Source organism: Enterobacter cloacae complex sp. XAL002 (genome assembly GCF_049236805.1).
In the GTDB taxonomy this organism is placed as follows: Bacteria; Pseudomonadota; Gammaproteobacteria; order Enterobacterales; family Enterobacteriaceae; genus Enterobacter; species Enterobacter intestinihominis.
Genome location: NZ_JBMKJN010000028.1, coordinates 41,914 through 58,785, shown reverse-complemented (window position 1 = coordinate 58,785; position 16,872 = coordinate 41,914). Strand labels below are relative to the sequence as shown.

The 16,872-nt window shown below is 46.1% G+C and carries 23 protein-coding genes; 4 read left to right on the top strand and 19 right to left on the bottom strand.

Translation table 11 applies throughout. The annotated features are described in order from the left end of the window. The 19 genes from ACOT0L_RS20625 to ACOT0L_RS20535 all read right to left on the bottom strand — a co-directional run. Positions 1–239: transposase (locus ACOT0L_RS20625; protein ID WP_170938143.1), on the bottom strand; the 239-nt coding region annotated here is incomplete at its 3' end. Between the two features lies 1 nt (position 240). Further along, the gene (locus tag ACOT0L_RS20620) at positions 241–441 is read right to left on the bottom strand and encodes a hypothetical protein (protein ID WP_022646497.1); all 201 of its coding nucleotides are present in this window, start codon (positions 439–441) and stop codon (positions 241–243) included. Between the two features lie 50 nt (positions 442–491). After that, entirely contained in the window at positions 492–1,283 is a 792-nt protein-coding gene (locus ACOT0L_RS20615) for a hypothetical protein (protein WP_000774871.1), read from the bottom strand. A gap of 229 nt (positions 1,284–1,512) precedes the next feature. Next, entirely contained in the window at positions 1,513–1,770 is a 258-nt protein-coding gene (locus tag ACOT0L_RS20610) for a hypothetical protein (RefSeq protein ID WP_001052325.1), read from the bottom strand. A gap of 65 nt (positions 1,771–1,835) precedes the next feature. Next, positions 1,836–2,162, bottom strand: a complete 327-nt coding sequence (locus ACOT0L_RS20605; protein ID WP_000556022.1) for a hypothetical protein — start codon at positions 2,160–2,162, stop codon at positions 1,836–1,838. A gap of 242 nt (positions 2,163–2,404) precedes the next feature. Beyond that, a complete protein-coding gene (locus ACOT0L_RS20600; RefSeq protein ID WP_000834113.1) occupies positions 2,405–2,725 on the bottom strand; it encodes a hypothetical protein in 321 nt (106 codons plus the stop codon). Between the two features lie 294 nt (positions 2,726–3,019). After that, positions 3,020–4,270: a site-specific DNA-methyltransferase gene (locus tag ACOT0L_RS20595; RefSeq protein WP_000104393.1), complete on the bottom strand. Its 1,251-nt coding sequence runs from the start codon at positions 4,268–4,270 to the stop codon at positions 3,020–3,022. 170 nt (positions 4,271–4,440) lie between these two features. Then, positions 4,441–5,049, bottom strand: a complete 609-nt coding sequence (locus tag ACOT0L_RS20590) for a hypothetical protein (RefSeq protein ID WP_000833775.1) — start codon at positions 5,047–5,049, stop codon at positions 4,441–4,443. Between the two features lie 155 nt (positions 5,050–5,204). Beyond that, entirely contained in the window at positions 5,205–5,462 is a 258-nt protein-coding gene (locus ACOT0L_RS20585) for a hypothetical protein (RefSeq protein ID WP_001290639.1), read from the bottom strand. 64 nt (positions 5,463–5,526) lie between these two features. Then, positions 5,527–5,955, bottom strand: a complete 429-nt coding sequence (locus tag ACOT0L_RS20580) for a hypothetical protein (protein WP_000069824.1) — start codon at positions 5,953–5,955, stop codon at positions 5,527–5,529. Positions 5,956–6,046: 91 nt separating this feature from the next. Beyond that, a complete protein-coding gene (locus tag ACOT0L_RS20575) occupies positions 6,047–6,424 on the bottom strand; it encodes a hypothetical protein (protein ID WP_000645320.1) in 378 nt (125 codons plus the stop codon). A 405-nt stretch (positions 6,425–6,829) separates the two neighbouring features. Then, positions 6,830–7,975 carry a hypothetical protein gene (locus tag ACOT0L_RS20570; protein ID WP_000339750.1) on the bottom strand — a complete coding sequence of 382 codons (1,146 nt, stop codon included), beginning with the start codon at positions 7,973–7,975 and terminating at the stop codon, positions 6,830–6,832. Positions 7,976–8,019: 44 nt separating this feature from the next. Continuing rightward, complete coding sequence (locus ACOT0L_RS20565; protein WP_000581857.1) at positions 8,020–8,316, bottom strand: type II toxin-antitoxin system RelE/ParE family toxin; 297 nt, start codon at positions 8,314–8,316, stop codon at positions 8,020–8,022. 49 nt (positions 8,317–8,365) lie between these two features. Next, a complete protein-coding gene (locus ACOT0L_RS20560) occupies positions 8,366–8,836 on the bottom strand; it encodes a hypothetical protein (RefSeq protein WP_000170639.1) in 471 nt (156 codons plus the stop codon). 433 nt (positions 8,837–9,269) lie between these two features. Continuing rightward, the gene (locus ACOT0L_RS20555; protein WP_000694552.1) at positions 9,270–11,660 is read right to left on the bottom strand and encodes an Ig-like domain-containing protein; all 2,391 of its coding nucleotides are present in this window, start codon (positions 11,658–11,660) and stop codon (positions 9,270–9,272) included. Positions 11,661–12,061: 401 nt separating this feature from the next. After that, positions 12,062–12,313 carry a hypothetical protein gene (locus tag ACOT0L_RS20550; RefSeq protein ID WP_000115760.1) on the bottom strand — a complete coding sequence of 84 codons (252 nt, stop codon included), beginning with the start codon at positions 12,311–12,313 and terminating at the stop codon, positions 12,062–12,064. Positions 12,314–12,345: 32 nt separating this feature from the next. Then, positions 12,346–12,549, bottom strand: a complete 204-nt coding sequence (locus tag ACOT0L_RS20545; protein ID WP_012477421.1) for a hypothetical protein — start codon at positions 12,547–12,549, stop codon at positions 12,346–12,348. Positions 12,550–12,770: 221 nt separating this feature from the next. Next, the gene (locus ACOT0L_RS20540) at positions 12,771–13,202 is read right to left on the bottom strand and encodes a hypothetical protein (protein ID WP_001251242.1); all 432 of its coding nucleotides are present in this window, start codon (positions 13,200–13,202) and stop codon (positions 12,771–12,773) included. Positions 13,203–13,305: 103 nt separating this feature from the next. Then, positions 13,306–13,821 (bottom strand): hypothetical protein, encoded by a 516-nt coding sequence (locus ACOT0L_RS20535; RefSeq protein ID WP_012695482.1) that lies wholly within the window; start codon positions 13,819–13,821, stop codon positions 13,306–13,308. Positions 13,822–14,152: 331 nt separating this feature from the next. Here ACOT0L_RS20535 and ACOT0L_RS20530 point away from each other — a divergent pair, with 331 nt between their 5' ends. The 4 genes from ACOT0L_RS20530 (at position 14,153) to ACOT0L_RS20515 (ending at position 16,747) form a co-directional block, all read left to right on the top strand. Further along, positions 14,153–14,917, top strand: coding sequence for a hypothetical protein (locus ACOT0L_RS20530; protein ID WP_000277498.1), 765 nt, complete (start codon positions 14,153–14,155; stop codon positions 14,915–14,917). Between the two features lie 80 nt (positions 14,918–14,997). Further along, positions 14,998–15,759: a methyltransferase gene (locus ACOT0L_RS20525; RefSeq protein ID WP_001447802.1), complete on the top strand. Its 762-nt coding sequence runs from the start codon at positions 14,998–15,000 to the stop codon at positions 15,757–15,759. A gap of 93 nt (positions 15,760–15,852) precedes the next feature. Next, on the top strand, positions 15,853–16,116 hold the full coding sequence (locus tag ACOT0L_RS20520; protein ID WP_000149862.1) for a hypothetical protein: 264 nt from the start codon (positions 15,853–15,855) through the stop codon (positions 16,114–16,116). A gap of 43 nt (positions 16,117–16,159) precedes the next feature. Beyond that, positions 16,160–16,747, top strand: coding sequence for a hypothetical protein (locus ACOT0L_RS20515; protein WP_000491820.1), 588 nt, complete (start codon positions 16,160–16,162; stop codon positions 16,745–16,747). Positions 16,748–16,872: the final 125 nt, after the last annotated feature.

Here is a 16,872-nt window from a genome sequence, read left to right as displayed (position 1 = left end):
ACGCGTTTAATGACCAGCACAGTCGTGATGGCAAGGTCAGAATAGCGCTGAGGTCTTCCCCGTGATGAAGGCGTTGCCGACTCATACCAGGCCTGAATAGCTTCATCATCCAGCCAGAAAGTTATGGAGCCACGGTTGATGAGGGCTTTATTGTAGGTGGGCCAGTTGGTGATTTTGAACTTTTGCTTTGCCACGGAACGGTCTGCGTTGTCGGGAAGATGCGTGATCTGATCCTTCAACTCAGCAAAAGTTCGATTTATTCAACAAAGCCTCATAGAAGTAAAACTCAGTTAAATGAAGATCGTTTTCTTTCACGTATGCCGCCAATTTGCGGATACGCTGTTCAAGCATTGTATCTATCCGTAAGGAAACACTCTGCGGAACGTCACTTGCAAATTCATTGATACAATCAACGGTAGAAACTATGAATTTATTGGTCATGGCAGGCTCCAGGCCACCGGGGAAACCGGTGGCTACGGTAATTGGCAGGCTTAAGCGCCGCAAAGGGTGTCAAGGGAAGGGAGAAGCTTGCTCAGCTTGTCGTAATCGAGCGGAGACAGTTCTGTAACGAGTTCGACCGAAAGACTAGTGTTGTCTTCTTCACACAGAATATAGATTCCGTCTTCTGGCTCTTTTCCGGCACATGCCTTCAGTCGTTTGTTAACGACCTCCTGGGCTGAATCCGCTACGTCGCAGCTCAGGACATAGCTTGCCACATAGCTGCTCTCACCGTGGTAATGCGTCACTTTACACAGAGCATACTGGATACCGGCTTTGTGAGCCTCATTCATGAGACGAGAAAACTGACAGCCATCCTGGTAATAGTGGGTATCCTTTGTGACCAGAATAGTCATACCCCCAAATTCATCTGTCCGGCTTTTACTGCATGTAAATGCAGCAGTAATTGTTACCATTTCCGAGAGGTCGAATACCGACAGCACGGCAGTTGTGAGGCAAATTGCATGGTCAAGATCAATGGTCTCTCCATGAAAAACTGCCAGCCCACTGCTGGTAACTTCTGTTGCGAACAACAGTTCATAATTGCAGTCTGGGCAGGATGGTTGCCCAAAGCTCGGCTCAGAAGGGTCATACTCAGGGTGGTTCTCGATAATACTGAGGATCAGCTTCTCAGTCAGAGAACAATCTGTCAGTGGCTTATCAAGCAAACGCTCACCTTCTGCAATTTCTGCTTCGGTAACGAATGTGATTGCTTCTTGTGCCATTTTTGCCTGCTCCTGAGTGCAGGGAATAATAAACGACGCCTGAGTATAATTATCTGCCACAGTTGACTCCTTGATTATTTAATTAATGTATTTGATGAGAAGATCATAACAAATACACTAATACCAACTAATAACCTGAAGGCGTTTTTTTAGAAAAAATATTAAGAAGAAGAATATGAACACTACCTCATCTTAAATTAATATCATTCAGGATTAATATTCATTTTTGCAAATAAAAACCGCCAGACGGCGGCTTTTATAAAGAGGGAAATATCATTGGAAGTTGAAATTACTTCACGGCAGGCCGACAAATTACGCGACTGCTGTGAGCTGAAGCGAAACTTGTAGAGGAAACTATAATCACCTTTTCTAAGTCGTCGGCACTGTCAGCAATATGATGCCGGAAAGCCTCCTCTGCATCACCAGGGGAGTCGGCTTCGACCAGGTAGGCCTGATCATCATCATCAAACATAATGCGCCCGGAAATGAGATAAAGTCGGCTCAAATCTGGCGTTGCTGCGCTCGTGCTTCGTTCGTTCAGATTCATTTTTTCTCCGTCTGTTGCTCGTAAAAAGAATGACGCCGGTTTAAAAGGCGTCGCCAGGGTTCGGGCTAAAACGCAGGGTTGCCATCGAGGAAGCTCATTGGCTGGCCAATAGCGGATGCCACCCTGAGAATTTCACCTGGTGTGGCATAACGCAGCATTTCAGAGCGTCCAAATTTCTGATACTCATCTACTGACATCTTTCTCCACTCTGGGTGAGGATCTTTTCCGCACAGTGACCAGTTGCTTTCAGAGGAATCACGACGGAGAACGTACACATCAAGCGAGGCTGTAAGCCCACTTCCATATCCCCGCTGCGCTACAATACGAACCTGAGAACCATCGTCGCGTTGCAACGTCTGGGTTAATTTCGTGATAGGATCCTGAGAATGCATGCCATTTACCTCGTTTTCAAAAGATTTACCGTAAGTAAATGATACCGAATCGAGAATTCTGGCTAATAGGTCAGAAGAAAAAATAATGAATATTTTTGAAGTGTAGGATAATGATTAGAATAAAATGGCCTGAATAAATCGCTAGCGGTTAAATCCGCTTATTTCAGAGAAGCTCTGATTTAGTAGTTAGGGAAAACGATGCGGTGAAAAGTAACTTTTACACCGCAATTCAGAAAAAAGTTTCAATTAGTCACATTACGAATAACCCGGCTTACTTTCGCATGTGCGTTCCCCTGGATGTTAAAGTAAAGCCCCTCAGGCAGACTCGTCGCCCACTTAACTCCTCGCTCAGCCATACGCTTCGGTGTTTCCAGCCAACCACGAGGAATATTGCCCGTAACGTCACCGATAACCCGTGAAATGCATGCTGCTACCCGGATGCCGCCGGGAATATCGCATTCGGATTCAACAATATGCATAACCTCAAATAAAGCACCATGCCGCTGGACATGATCGCCAATGTGCAACTCGATAGGAGAAACCATTTCTGTATCTGACTTCATATCTGTCCACCTTTAATTTAGAAACCGTCTAAATTACCAATATAGTTAATGTACCGGATGTTAATTCAACAAGTTCTGTATCACAACCATCAGTTTTTTTTGTTGGGTCTATATCGGAGAAACAAGTGAATATTGAATACACTCGTTAATACAGACAACCGGAAATGAATGGCACCCTAATTATCTCTGCGGCGTATGCTAAGCCGTTAATATTGTCATTTTATGGTAGAAACAATGCAAAATGAATAAACCGCTTGTCGCTTCAAACCACTTTATCAAAACCGTTAACTTGCATTAAGCCCGATACAGTTCGGCGAGCTCGTCCAGCATGGGGTTACTCTTATATCCCGGTGCGGCCGTAAAAAGGTTTCGGGAAATCGCCAGCCATTCCATGATTTTGTCCGTCGCCAGCCAACGTCTGCCAAGTCGCTCGGCTGCGATGGGAACTTTATGCAGGCCAGCGAAGGGATCTACAACAAGATCTCCCGGCTCTGTCAAAAACTCAATCAGAAACGCTGCAAGCCTGGTAGGAGACGTTGCACCATGCAGCGGAAAACCTAGCTCGCGGGCAATGGAATGGCAAAATCTCGTATCAGCGCAGCTATTGCCGTAAAACAAAGTATTTTTGGGGATCGTTCCTTCTGTTTTATTTCCAAAGGATCCGCTTTTAAGCTGGTACGCCCCATCACCATAAAAGGTCGTGCGATTTTCACCGCCTGCTGCCTGCAATTTAAGATGCTGCTCTGAATGCGGTTGCAGTACACGTAAGTTGTTTGAACGAACCTTACTCGCATCATTGGTAAACCACAGCACAGGCTCATACGATGAGCAGAGCTGCACTCGTTGCTTACATGCCCAGTGCGTTGGCGATGGGGGCTTACTGCGATTCACCCACTGAAGCCTGTCCATGAGCTCAAGCCCCAGCTTGTCACATAATGCCAGTGTCAGACGCTCCAGATACAGAGAACGTGAAGGCCTGCCCCTATTAAAGCTATCTTGAGTGATATTCAATGCCACACTTGCGCCGGGTACAAGCTGTTTCACGATCGGTTCGAGGATACGCAGAAGCCAGTCAATATAAACCTGCTCGCCACGCCCCCCGCCATGCCCGTAGTCTCTTGAATTTCGAAGGAGGTAAGGCGGCGAGGTCAGGCAAAGATGAATTTGCTCTGTGATATTGCTGAAGAAGGCATAGGCGTTTCCAAAAACCGATGCCCCAAGAGAAGTTGAGAAACCGACAACACAGAGCTTTTCCCATGACTCGTGTAGGTTTGTTTTCGTCTTAGAGGAGTATCTCCAGACGCCCCGTTTTTCTGGAACGCGTTCGATGACTCCGGCCTGCCGAAGAGTCTGCTGAAACCAGCGTACTTTGTGTTTGACGCCGCTGGTTCTGGTTTTATCTGACCCAAATTCTTTCAGTTCGTGCAATTCGGCATCCGACATGCCAGTTTCACGCTGCACTTCGCGATAAAGCTCGTCGTTGCTCAACGGCAATTCGGAGGCTGCGTAGATCCGTGCAATTAAATCCGTAGAAATCGTGCTCATCAGCCATCCTTAATGGAGATGCAGTTTAAATATCGGCCTGATGGTTGGAAGGGGGATTACTAAATCAAACCGATCTGTTTATTTATAGGCTTTGTCAGGTCATGCAGCACAGCTGGGCATGCGCAAAGAGACCCAGTCTTCTTTAGCGGAGACACCTTCAAAAGTTGTACTCAATCAGCCCCAAGATTTTGAAACTCAATGTGCTTTTGCTCACACTCCTCCCTGCCCCACGAGCCCTGCCATTCACAGATGTCCCGGTACTTAATTTCCAGCTTATCCATCTGTGAGAGGTTAGCTGTTGCGAAGTCTGGCCATATGTCGTGCCAGCATGCGTTGTACGTGACGCCTGCTGGTGGGCAATACATCATTGCATCAGCATGGATAATTTCAACGCGAGGATCGTTTGCAAACGAGGCCGCAACGAGGTTAATAACGTCCTGTTCTTTTTCAATTACTGTTACATGGGTTACATCTTCTTTTTGAAGAATGGCGTGAAGCACCATCCCCAGACCAAGACCATTAATGAGCACGCGCCCGGTGGCTCGCTCTAAAAAATCCTGGCAGGTTCTGATCTCCATCGGGGTATTGGACATCACCACATCCCAGCCGTTGGACAAACGCCGATATCTACCGGGCGGGATAAACTCGTCTGTATTACCTGTATACTCGGCACGAAGGGCGAGGCTCATCGCCTTATCTGCGGTAATTTCGAATGTGTCCAGTTTCCAGGTTCCGGACGTGCCGTCTTTAACGGGTAAATCAGAAAAGCAGCTCTTCATCAAGGCAACCAAAATTCCAGTAATGTTGTTACGCTGAACCTATCACAAACCTGCTCTTAATACAGTTATCAGGAGTGACAGCGATCTTTGAGGAATCGTTTAAATCACGGGCATCCTGTAGCGGACGCCCGATATTTAATCAAATGTCGCAGGTGTTAAAGGAAGCGTTGCAAAGTTGCAACGTCTTCTGGAGCAACCTCCACGCAGCTCCTGACACTGTAGTGATTTTCGCCGTTGTAGTCGTAAACCCCACCGTCTTCAAAACTCAGCTGTTCAAGCTCGCCATGGCACTCTGAAATGAGTGCCGTCTGGCAAGCATTTTTCTCACAATCGCTGACGAGTAACCGAACATAGCTATTCTCATGGTCGCCGTTTCGGTTCTGGATTTTAACGATAAAGTGTTTTTCAGACATTTGTGCCTCCAGCACAGTTTGAGGTTAATTTAGCGTTGCCCCGGCTCACCGGGGCAAGAATAAATCAACCCTTAATGAAACTGTGCCCCCAGGTGTTAGGCTTAAATGCCTGCTCTTTGATATATGTTTTCATTACCTTGCAGGTTTTTTTCAGGGCTTTGGTATTGGCATCGGTTACTGAGATAAAATGGCGAGAATAACGGTTTTCCCGGTATTGCTTATCAGCGTTTGGGTCAATTGCTTCGCTTTGCAGGAGTCCTTCGTGCCTGCCAATTACTATTACGTAGTTCATTTCACCTGAAACACGATCCGTGAGTAATTGAATGGAAATATCAGTCGCTCGCGTGGCCTGGCTAGCAGAAATTTTTGCATGTAAGAAAGCTCCCTTTCGAAAGTTGGCCGGAGTCAAACCTGTAATATCCTCGGTGCTAAAATTAAGTGAAGATAGAGTTGAAAATAAATCACAGCTAATGACTTCAGTATTATTAGACATAACCCGGCTCCGCTCATATTCATGTTAAGGTAATTATATCAGGTTGATAGCATTACCTAATAACTTGGTGGCAAAAAGTTGTGGTTTTTGATTAACTAAAATTGATGTTCTCAATACTGCTCAAGAATTCTTTCTTTACACCCGGAGTAAAAGGTATACGTTCAATGTATTTATAAAGCGTCGCAAAGGTTTTGGTTTCAATGTTTCGTGAAATAACATCATCAATCGGGTCTTCGAACATATTAATAAAAACATCAATATGCTGCTCTCCGCTTTCTGAAGCTAAAGAGAGAATACAGACCACTTCAATGTAGCGGTTATCCTGCTCTGCAATGAACAACCAGTGCCCTTCGTTAAAGGCTGGTGCAGCACTGAAGCGTTTTACAACAATTTCTGAAAGAGCATATCCTGCCTGATCCAACAGATTAATAAAGTTGAGTTGAGTTGAAACCACGTCTAACGCTTTCATAAAACCTCCTTTTCATCTGTACTTATTATACTGTTACCCATCCCCCCAGCTAATAACCTCCCAGCAAACTTTCAAAAAAAATACCACCTTTAATTAGAATTGAACACATCCTTTTTAAATAACAAAAAGGATTATGAAACCCACAATGTTTGTGATGTGCCACCAAGGAAAAGTAACTTTTATGTGCTCATAAATCTTATTTCGTATTCACTTTCCTTTGTCTTTCGGTCGTAGATTATCAGGGGAAGCATAAGAAGAATATGTGAGGTTTAAGCAAATGCGGTGATCGGGCATTATAATTTGGTGAGGCTATTATAAGTGGATAAAGATAGTCGTAGGTATAGGATCAGGTTAAATTGCATTTTCCCGGTTGCCTTCCCTGGCCTACCGGTTTCAGCTCAGATACTAAGACCAGCGGTAATACTTAAAATATTCCTCATTTGCAGCTATAAACTCCCTCAAACCGTTCATTAATCCCTTCTCAAACGCTGTCACGATAAACCGGTAACCGTCCAGTGTTTCAATGTAGTAAATACCGCCTGGTGTAATTCCAACATGCAACACCTCGGCTGTCATCATAAACTGGCCTTCCGGAAAATCATGCGAAAGGTAAATGAAACCAGTAGTGGCCGATGCGGGTGTGGCATTCACTAAGACCCCGTTAAACTGCTGCCCGTGCCTCGCCGGTACAAGCTCACTTCCCCTGGTTGACTTATCAAGCAGCCTCTTAACATCTTTTTCTTCTTTTAACGAGGTATAGACCCGCACATCACTGTCATCACCTGGGCGAGAGCCGGTGCCAACATGAGCAAGACGACGGTAAGCACTGCGCATATTAACGTGGCAGGATGCCCCTGCTCTACCCTGAAGCCTTACGCCAAAGTCTTCGCAAAGTAACAAAATCTGACGTAGCTGGTTTTCATGCACGGACGCTGAGAGTGAAAGATTGAAACAGGAAAAGGTCAGTTCTAAAACCTTTTCGCGTTTGTCATTGAAATGAGCTTCCAGCCTGATGACTGGCTTTTCCGACATTGCAAAAGCTTTGTCCGTTACTCTGTACCGGCATTCATCTCCGAAACATTCTTTAACAACGCTGGCTATGACCGTGTCGTGTTCTCCATCTTCCGGAGCTGGCACAAAGATTTCAAATTGTGCCGGTGTATCCGGCTCAAGCAGAACGGGATAGAGACGCGGAGAATTAAGCAAAGCGCATTCAGAATTAATGAGCTTAACCCAGGCGCTTTTGTCGTCCGGATCCTTAAGCTGCTGTCCAAGGTTATCGCAAAAGTCAACTATCTGACGGGTATGCTCATCCGTGACTGCACAGATCAGGTTAAGACCATGCGTGGCCATACGCAGTTCCCGGGTTCGGGACTGGGAATTGATCGACCAGGGGTTAAGTGAAAGCGAAATAGGGCTTATGGAAGGGACGACCGTCTCATTCTGCAAATCTGTAAGCTGGCAGTTCGCAGTAGGCTTCGGGGAAAGGGTACTAAATATGTAACTTGCCTGTTGTTTAGTACTGGCCTGGATATAAAACATCGCGTCCATGCTTGTATCCCGGGATGAAATTGAAAATAGCTTCATTTTTAACCTTAATGGATGAGCGATTTATAGTCATGTGCAGACAAATGAACATTATGTGCGCCATCATTCCATTCAAAGAATAATCGATACTTAGAGTTTACTCGAATGGAGGAATAACGGTTTGACGTCATTCTTAAGCGTTCATAACGCAAGCTGTTGGATAATAACTCCCGCTCACTCTGGACATTATCCAGCGTTTCAAGTCGACACAGAATCGCGTTAATAATTTCAGAAGGAATACCTGCCGTTGTTTTTCCATTACGGAAGAACTTTTCAAGCCGTCTGTCTTTAAATGAATGGATCATAGTTCCTCCGTAATAATTGACCTTAAAATTAAATTAAAAGGGCTTTGAATTAATGAATACCTAAAATGCGGGCGGCAACTGCCAGCTGCTTATCACTTAACTGACGCTGGTGGGTTAAAGAAGACTTAAGGCTTTCCAGAAAATTATTACTACTGGATTGTTGGGTGATTGCATCAACCATTTTTTGATGAGACCTGCACCATGCTGTGAACGCAGAACTGTGGGCGCTTTCAGTCCTTAAACGCTCGTCTTGCAGGGATGCTGACACTTTGCGGGCAGCTTGCGCATTAATGCGGTACAGCGCATTCAGCGTGTAAGCAGTACGGGTCGTTTCGAGGCTGTAACCCGTGGCTTTACAAGCCATACAGCGACTTCTATAAAAATGCTTACGCTCTCCCCGCCCATTGCATTTATCGCAAACAATACGAAAAGTATATTCCGCAGTACCTTTTACAGAATCAACACAGCGGATTTTTGCGCTGGAGATTTCAATTCCACTGCGATCATAATATTTGGTCATAATGTGATTCCTCCGGTTAGTTCTGGAGTAATCATGACAGAATGAATCTACTGGCTAATAACCTGAGAGTAAATATTTTAAAAAAACATTGAGAGAGGGGCTGCAAATTTATACACGAAGGATTCAAATATAATTTGTTTAAAAAATTAAGAGCATTCTGAAGTAAAATTGCATCAAAAAGCATTCATGGATAAATCATGTACTGGTGCCAGCGATTTAAACGAGGACATTGTTCCGGTGTAATTACACAGTTTAGCATCATAGATTATAACCAAAAGGAAGGAGTCCTTCCCGTCTCGGGAATATTACTTTCCCGTTTGCAGTTTAAGAGACACTTAATGAGAAAGTAATAATTAAGTCATGCTCAACTCTACATTTTACATTGAGGATGGCGTAACAGGGTACGGCATACTACCGTACCCTTGTGTAGGGTTTATGTTTGAGGGAATTCTATAGTAAATGTGGCCGTGCCAGATTGACCACTTACAGCGGGAGTAACGGGATATGTGCGCTCTTCACCATTACCAAGATCCAGTGACAGCGATTTAGTTTCACCAGGCTGGACCGTAACTCCGGCAACCGTAACGCCGAACTGGGCGTTTTTCTGAACAGTCAGGGTTCCGTTTAACTGTCCGGTAATGATAGAACCGTCCTGACGACGCAACACACTGGTTCGGATGATGGCCAGCGGCGTGTTGTCCGTTGCTTTCAGTGCTACGGCTGTGGCCAGCGTCTTGAGATTATCCAGCATAATCAGGTTAGCTGGCTGGTAGGTAAAATTAAGCGTTTTAGTGGTCCGGTTACCTGATTCGTCAATAGCCAGAGCCTCCAGATGATACATCTGTCCCGATTCGTCAGTATTGGGGAAGATTCTGGGGTATTCAGGAATAAAGACATCCTTGGATAGCGGCGTGAATGCAAGGGTGACCTTTTCAGAGTTAGGTCCACCAGCGAGCTGAAGCGATATCAGGGAAGCATCCCCAGAGGCATCAGTAACGCTTATGCGTAGGTTCTCAAGCCCTTTAACCAGTTTTCCTTCTGCGTCTGCGCCATTAAAGCTGAACGCAATAACCGGAAGCGTTGAGTCAATTTTCAGCGGTGCATTAAGCGTTTTGGTTCCTGTGTTTCCAACAAGATCCGTGGCAGACACGCTAACAACCGTATAATCCCCGTCCGGTAGACCAGCGTATGAGAAAGTGGCGTTTTTGGTTTTATAATCGCTTTCACTGACAGTCACAGGCTTCAGGGTGAAAGTTTCCCCCCGGGCATTTTTAAGGGTGGCTTCGAAAACTTTGGTATCCCAGTAGCTGATGTTCCAGGCGTTGACGCGATCATTATCGGTGGCCGTCATAGTGATTGTCTTGGAGGCCTTGTTTACCTGAGCGACATTAACCACCGGTGGGTTGTTATCCCAGATAACCGTAAAATTACCAGCAAGCGCATCGAATATGCTGTCACCATCTTTTCCCGAGTAAAGATGCAGATACTCAAATCCTTTGTCACTGGTGTAGTTGAAGTTAACCGTCATCTCGCATGAACTTTGTCCGACAGGAATAGTGCAGAACCAGGCTGCATTTTTTACCGTTCTGAACTTTTGCACGTATGGTCGGGGTTCTGCGGTTACCTTTATGCGGCTAATGGTGGCGGTTTTAACGCTGATTGAGGCCTGAGTTAACCACTCACTGGTATCACTCCGGTACATCTCTTTAGCCACTATCTTCGGGGCTATTTCCATCGCCGGGGCTGGAGTGAAGTTGAGGGAGTTATGATGAATTCGTCTTACTCCTCCCGCCAGAGTCTGAAATTCATGATAAGTATCCCCCACATTTGGATATATGTATTTGAAAGTATAGATATTATAAGTGCTATCGGACGTCTGGAAATTCGAGTCCGCCCAGCCATATTTGGAACCGTTAACAGCAGTAAAGTCACTTTTCTTCCTTAATACCCGTACGGAAATAGGGTTCTGGAAGACGGTCATGCCAGACTGATAGGAGACCCATGATCCGGTAGTGGCGTCCTGCACCTGGATGATATCGTCAGGCTTAACCCGATCAATTACGCTTCGGCGGCTTAGTTCGCTCCTGTTTCCCGCTTTGTCATAAAGGTAGATCCCCACTTTATATTCAGAGCGGTTTTCCGGTGCCAGGGCATTGCTGCTTGCGTCGGCGACTTGAACGGTTACGCTACCTTCCACTGTATTAATTTCCGCTGGCTTTTTACGCTCCACTCCAGCGGCATCGGTTATGAAATATTCAGCATTAGCAAGCCCGGAACCTTTATCACTCAGTCCATTAAAGACCAGTGCCTGGACGCTGGCGTACTGCATACCGGCTGGTACTGAAGTGAAGATCGCTTCGCTGCCAAAGTTCCACCCATTTCTCGTATAACTTATGGTACCCGTTGCCGGAGGCGTTCGGTCAATTGCAAGCGGGTAATCCTGCCGGGAGACCTCCTTCCCTTGCAAGTCGGTAATCACCTCTCTGAGGGTGAAGCTATCTTCTCCCATCGCTGGTACGGTCAGAGTCTTGCCGTAATAATCAAAGCCTGTCGAAGATGTGGTACGGTCATCAACGGTAACCAGGCTGCTTTTCGTGCTCCAGATGAGGCTCCCGTCACTTTTCAGCAGACTGAGCGTAATATAACGGTCCAGACCGGAAATAACGGCAACGTCAAAGCTCGTTACCGGATTAATCCATACGGATGCAGGCGATACGGTCTTTTTAACGTTCAGGGTATCTTTAAAGCTGAATTCTGCGATTTCAGCGGAAGCTCCTGCGCTGAAACCTGCAAATGCAATAAGCAGGGCTAGTTTGATTTTCATGGGTTGTCTCCTGATCAGGTTCCCCATGATACTTTTTCAGTGTTCGTGATCTTTTCGGGAAAATAGCTATTTTTGATGTTTTTCTTTTCTGCCCGGCGGGACTTTTTTGTTTACGTGAATGCAACAAAACCAGAAAAGTTACTTTTTGATAGGGTAAAATTAGGTTTCCCTAATTTCCAGAAGCAAGCGAAAGCAGAACTAGCTTAATAGCCATTAAGAACGCCATACCTATTGATAAATAACGCTCCTTACATTTAATGATTTGAGCATTTAAAAATGAATTAGCGAAAGAATTTTGGTTTGCTTTTTATTGCATGAGTAAAACAGTATTAATAATCCGGAGCCATTAGAACGTACTCTAAAGACTCCGGTATACAGATATCTTGCCAGTAAAAATGGCCTTACTCCTCATCATCCCCCAGCGCTTTTTTGATGGCGCGGCGGCGGGCTGCATCACCTACACGATATCCGACTGAATATACGTCATTCAACCGGCGCAGAATAAGATTTATTTCCTCATCCTGAATGTAGGCAGGTAAACACAGAACCACGTCGCCATCTTCATCATAGACTCGAACAACTTCCTTCTGCCCATCTCGCTCGCGAATAATCTGGACATGCTGAACCCTGGTGTATTCTGGGTTTACGCTCATTTTAAGTATCTCTCTGTAATTGTTGTTACCAGTTAGCTATAAGCCGGATAATTCTGGTATTCAGTGTTCTGCACAGCAATCGCCTGCTCGTGGATCATTGACACTGCCAGGCGGGCTTTAACTCGCTTGCTGGTGAGAAAACGCTTCACTTCTTTAAGTTCGCTGCCAGCCGACAGCATATTGAAGACATGCTGTTTGAGACTGTTGTTATTTTTGGCCACTTGTTTCTCCATCATCTTTGTACATGGTTATTTCAGGCTGGCCTGCCAGATCACACACGTTATCCATATGCTTTTGGACCCAGTCTGTTAGACCCAGACCTTCGGCCTTTGCCTGATTGACGTAACGCAGTTTACGTTCAGGGGTAACCCGCATCTGTAGTTGTGCCGTCGCTGGAACCGCCTCTTTCAGGGCGTTAAGGCCCCTCTGATCACGGGCCTGAATTGATGGTTTACCGCTAGGCATCTGATGTATCGCTCTCCCGGCGAGCGGTGGACAGCTCTATTTCTTTTGCGATAGCTTTATCTATGGCATCCAGCTGCATGGCAAACTTGATTTCAAGCGAACAGCGTAATGCCTTCAGGGCGCGTTCTTTGGTGCTGTATTGTGGTATGCCGTTCTGGCTACCATTCATGCCTCGCATGCGGCGGGAGGTTGCATCGACAACCTCTCCCTCTTCCCGTGTGCCGTGAACCGTAGTTCCGCTCCATGTCGGATAAACAGTGCCAGTGGCGGTGTTGAAGCTCCAGCCGTTTTGGTATTCCCCCGAGACCTCTGGTACGGGCATATCGCGTTCAACGCCATAGTCAGACCAGCGTAAAGCGCGGTTTATTCTGGCCTGTGCCACCAGCTCATCATACGCGGCTTGTTCTTTTTTATTCATCGCCATTTAGGGCAATCTCCTTAGAGGGGAATTAGGTGTTATATCGGTACGTAAGTGCTTTTCAGGCCTAATCTCTGACAAGGCCTGATGTGCCAGACTGCCGTTGCATTCACCGTTTTATGGCGGTTGACAGAGCCTCATTAAGAGCCGCAATTAGCTCAGGCGAAGTCGGCTCCAGATTTTTGGAAGCGTTCAGCAGCTCCTGAAGTGAAGAGATTTCCTTTGGCTCCACCTGGTTTGTTTCAGGTGCCGTTTTTTGCACTTCATCCAGTGTACGCTGTGCACCGTTATCCAGCACCAGCACCCCCCCGGCACGAATTTCTGAAATGGTGCGCAACGTATACATCAATTTATCCCAGACACGGCTACCAACCTCGAACCCGGAATCAGCTACTTTTTCTTCATTATGCTTTTGAAAAATTTCTTCTAACCAAGTGGTGAAGCGCTTTCCAAAAGTATTGGCGGCTAAAGAAGTGCAGGAATAAACCTGTTCAACCTGTTTTGTTCCATTTTTATCAGTGAATGTAATGAGACCGATTCGGCCACTGTTAACAGTGTAAAAGCGAGGTTGAAAGCCAGCTTTGAGAAGGTTTTCAATAGCTGAAAAAAAATCTTTTTTGAGCATCGGTTTCAAAATGGTTTTCCTTTTATGCCCGGTGCCGCCGGGGCGGTGGCGTTAAATATACGCCATGTAAGTAAATTAATTTATACCCATTTGATTGTCAATACAAACAAAAAAACAAACCATGTTTATTATTTTATCAACGATGCTATTTTAAAGTCCGTCTAAAATAAAAAACCAAAAAGTTAAATTTGAAGCCGTCCTTCCTAAATTCATTTCTTGCGCATATTAGCACCCTGCTTTAAGTAAATAATTTTTGAAAAAGTTGTCTGGAGGTTATTAGCTCGTGCATCTGGATTGGTAATATAAAGCCAACACAGAAAAGGAAAACAAAATGTATAAATTAGTATCTCCTCGTGAACTGACTGAGATTATTACCGGTTTACTGCTTAAACCTGAACTCCTTGGTGAGCTGGACTCACCAGAAAAGCATCGGATGTTTATGGCAGATTTAGGCCGCGTGGTGGCCGAACATTGTGGAGGTCTGGTAAACAGCGTCGTCTTGCCAGGAACAGAAGTTACAGTGTCGGATGGGTTACCGCTTAATGGCCAGCCGGTACGTTATCTCGGAATCAAAGAGAACATCCCTCACCTCCTTGTAGAGCCTGATGCTTCCTTACCTTCGCTCGCTAAAAACGTCTGGATGTATGCAGATCCTGAAGGCTGGAAAGAACATTTTGGAGCTGAGGAAGACTGCCTTACTCCTGAAATGATGCAGCTGTTCCGTAAAGGTATCCAGGCTCTTCAGAAAGAGCATGACACCCCTGAAATTAGCCTCACACTTCAGGACTGGCGCCTGGAGGAGGAAACACTGCCAGAAGAGGACAGTCAGGCCTATCAGGTCAGCGTTACCGGCCAACATAACATCCACTGTGAAGTTGTTAACAAGGAAGGTAACCCCTGTTTTGGTGTCATGTTCGAAATCGATCAGGGTGTGCCTGCCTTACACATCAACACCGGCGGGGATATGTTGCTCCACATTCATTGCGCCCATAACGGACTCGTTCTGACCCCTGATGCAAGCGGTCAGCGATTTGATAAGGCTCCCGTTGACCGCTTCTCTTATAACAGCCCATCCCTGCTGTTGTCTGCCGACTAACCAAGGCCAAATCTGAATTGTCCCGTTTAAGTAACCAACCCGCTGCCGCCAGGCGGGTAAATCCTCTTAATGGAGTTTTAATGCAAATCTCAACTGAAGTTCTGAACGTCTTATCTCGCTGCCGTGCTGAAGGGAACTTTCTTTTCCTGGCCGACCAGCTCGACCGCAGCATTTATGTTAAGACAAACAAAGTGCTCGAAGCCGCCGGTGGCAAATGGAACCGAAAAGAGCAGGCACATATTTTTACGGCGGATGCAGCTGAGCGTATCGAGCAAATCATTCTGACAGGTTCGGTTGACATCCCACGAGATCTGTTCAATTTCTTCCCTACACCTGAGAATTTAGTCACAGATATGGTTCTACGCGCTGAACCAGCTGCCGGGGAGCGTGTACTGGAGCCAGAGTTTGGTGATGGCCGCATTCTGAAAGCCTTAAAACTGGCGGCTCCGGATGCATTGATTACCGGGATCGAATTGAACGATGAGCGATTCCTTGCAGTGAAGAACGATAGTGTCCTTAGCACAGGAGTCGAGCTGGTGCATACCGACTTTCTTGGGTACCAGCCCGATGAAACTTTTGATGTTATCGTTATGAATCCACCATTCCTTAAACGCTCTGACGTTAAACATGTCATGCATGCCATCGCAATGCTCGCTAAGCGAGGTCGCTTACAGGCCATTCTGTCAGCTGGGGTATTGTTCCGGGAAGACACACTGACAAAAGCGCTCAGGGAGCGAGTCAAACAACTTGGCGGACAAATTTCGCCTCTTCCGGATGATACATTTAGGGAGTCCGGAACAAAGGTCAAAACAGCCCGCCTTGAAATTGATCTTCGCCGCTAACTGACAAGCAACCGGAAAGAAATCTTAATACGAGTAGCCGGTTAAAGTTACCTGACCGGCTTAACTGACTAAATCAATAAAGAGTGAACAGAAATGACGCATACTGCCGTTTCTCAGGCTAATAGTGCTTTGCAGCTACCCACGGTGGAGCATGTCTACGCTCTTCTGAAAGCAAATTGTAAACCTGACCGCTTTGACGGGCGTGACGGACCCGTGTGGGGCCAGGAATACTCGTGGAATCTGGCAAAAGATCGCTTACAGGATCTGGAGAAATACGGTAAGGCATATGTCTCCCGTCATGAAGACCGTATGGGGGAAGGATTTAGTTTTGGTCCTGACCTGTTAATTATTCGCTAACGCTCCTAATGCCTGATGATATGGTAAGCACAACTGGAAAAATATGTTTTCAAAGCCTATGACCACTTTCACACCAGAACGTATTGAACAAATTTTGGAATTTGCCGAGGGTAGTAACCCAAGCGAAGCAATGAGTCTCAGAGCTGACGAAGTTGCTGTACTGGCACGTATTGGAAAGGCAGTTATGTCGATTGCGCCTGTTTATCAGTGCGAGTTTTGCCACCATGACGCAACCGGGCAACTTCAGTGGCACTGGGAAGATGTGAACAAAGCTTTTTATGATAAATACGATCCAGACAGACGCGGAAGACGTCGAATCCTCTATACCGCCCCGCCGATGCCTTTAGTTTCGGCTGACCTGCTTAACATGGCTTCATCTGCTATTGAAGACTTGCTCACTAACAAAGACAGAAGTGGTGCGGGAATGTGGAATGACATTCCAGAACAGCTACGACGCGCAGCAGAACTGGTAATGGATAATAGCCGGGCCGCTGAAACAGAAGCGATGCTGATGCGTCTTTATGTAGAATGTGACACAGGTGAGCGCAGGGGCAACGGCACTCAATCTGGCGTAGCAATGCCTTCTTGGCAAACCGTTGAAGAGGCACGTGTGTTGCTAGGGGTGAAATGATGCAGTTCTCGCCAGGGCAGTTTGTAATTCACAACAAGAAGCGCCTTGCGGAACGAAGGTAGACGTACTGACTGAGGTTCACTCCCCTCTCGACTGGTGGCGTAATGCCGCCAGGTTTTGATTCA

Excerpts from the sequence above, each read along its gene's own strand:
- ACOT0L_RS20620 (WP_022646497.1), bottom strand. The coding sequence starts at position 441 with ATGACCAATAAATTCATAGTTTCTACCGTTGATTGTATCAATGAATTT.
- ACOT0L_RS20610 (WP_001052325.1), bottom strand. The coding sequence starts at position 1,770 with ATGAATCTGAACGAACGAAGCACGAGCGCAGCAACGCCAGATTTGAGC.
- ACOT0L_RS20605 (WP_000556022.1), bottom strand. The coding sequence starts at position 2,162 with ATGCATTCTCAGGATCCTATCACGAAATTAACCCAGACGTTGCAACGC.
- ACOT0L_RS20600 (WP_000834113.1), bottom strand. The coding sequence starts at position 2,725 with ATGAAGTCAGATACAGAAATGGTTTCTCCTATCGAGTTGCACATTGGC.
- ACOT0L_RS20595 (WP_000104393.1), bottom strand. The coding sequence starts at position 4,270 with ATGAGCACGATTTCTACGGATTTAATTGCACGGATCTACGCAGCCTCC.
- ACOT0L_RS20590 (WP_000833775.1), bottom strand. The coding sequence starts at position 5,049 with ATGAAGAGCTGCTTTTCTGATTTACCCGTTAAAGACGGCACGTCCGGA.
- ACOT0L_RS20585 (WP_001290639.1), bottom strand. The coding sequence starts at position 5,462 with ATGTCTGAAAAACACTTTATCGTTAAAATCCAGAACCGAAACGGCGAC.
- ACOT0L_RS20580 (WP_000069824.1), bottom strand. The coding sequence starts at position 5,955 with ATGTCTAATAATACTGAAGTCATTAGCTGTGATTTATTTTCAACTCTA.
- ACOT0L_RS20575 (WP_000645320.1), bottom strand. The coding sequence starts at position 6,424 with ATGAAAGCGTTAGACGTGGTTTCAACTCAACTCAACTTTATTAATCTG.
- ACOT0L_RS20570 (WP_000339750.1), bottom strand. The coding sequence starts at position 7,975 with ATGGACGCGATGTTTTATATCCAGGCCAGTACTAAACAACAGGCAAGT.
- ACOT0L_RS20565 (WP_000581857.1), bottom strand. The coding sequence starts at position 8,316 with ATGATCCATTCATTTAAAGACAGACGGCTTGAAAAGTTCTTCCGTAAT.
- ACOT0L_RS20560 (WP_000170639.1), bottom strand. The coding sequence starts at position 8,836 with ATGACCAAATATTATGATCGCAGTGGAATTGAAATCTCCAGCGCAAAA.
- ACOT0L_RS20555 (WP_000694552.1), bottom strand. The coding sequence starts at position 11,660 with ATGAAAATCAAACTAGCCCTGCTTATTGCATTTGCAGGTTTCAGCGCA.
- ACOT0L_RS20550 (WP_000115760.1), bottom strand. The coding sequence starts at position 12,313 with ATGAGCGTAAACCCAGAATACACCAGGGTTCAGCATGTCCAGATTATT.
- ACOT0L_RS20545 (WP_012477421.1), bottom strand. The coding sequence starts at position 12,549 with ATGATGGAGAAACAAGTGGCCAAAAATAACAACAGTCTCAAACAGCAT.
- ACOT0L_RS20540 (WP_001251242.1), bottom strand. The coding sequence starts at position 13,202 with ATGGCGATGAATAAAAAAGAACAAGCCGCGTATGATGAGCTGGTGGCA.
- ACOT0L_RS20535 (WP_012695482.1), bottom strand. The coding sequence starts at position 13,821 with ATGCTCAAAAAAGATTTTTTTTCAGCTATTGAAAACCTTCTCAAAGCT.
- ACOT0L_RS20530 (WP_000277498.1), top strand. The coding sequence starts at position 14,153 with ATGTATAAATTAGTATCTCCTCGTGAACTGACTGAGATTATTACCGGT.
- ACOT0L_RS20525 (WP_001447802.1), top strand. The coding sequence starts at position 14,998 with ATGCAAATCTCAACTGAAGTTCTGAACGTCTTATCTCGCTGCCGTGCT.
- ACOT0L_RS20520 (WP_000149862.1), top strand. The coding sequence starts at position 15,853 with ATGACGCATACTGCCGTTTCTCAGGCTAATAGTGCTTTGCAGCTACCC.
- ACOT0L_RS20515 (WP_000491820.1), top strand. The coding sequence starts at position 16,160 with ATGTTTTCAAAGCCTATGACCACTTTCACACCAGAACGTATTGAACAA.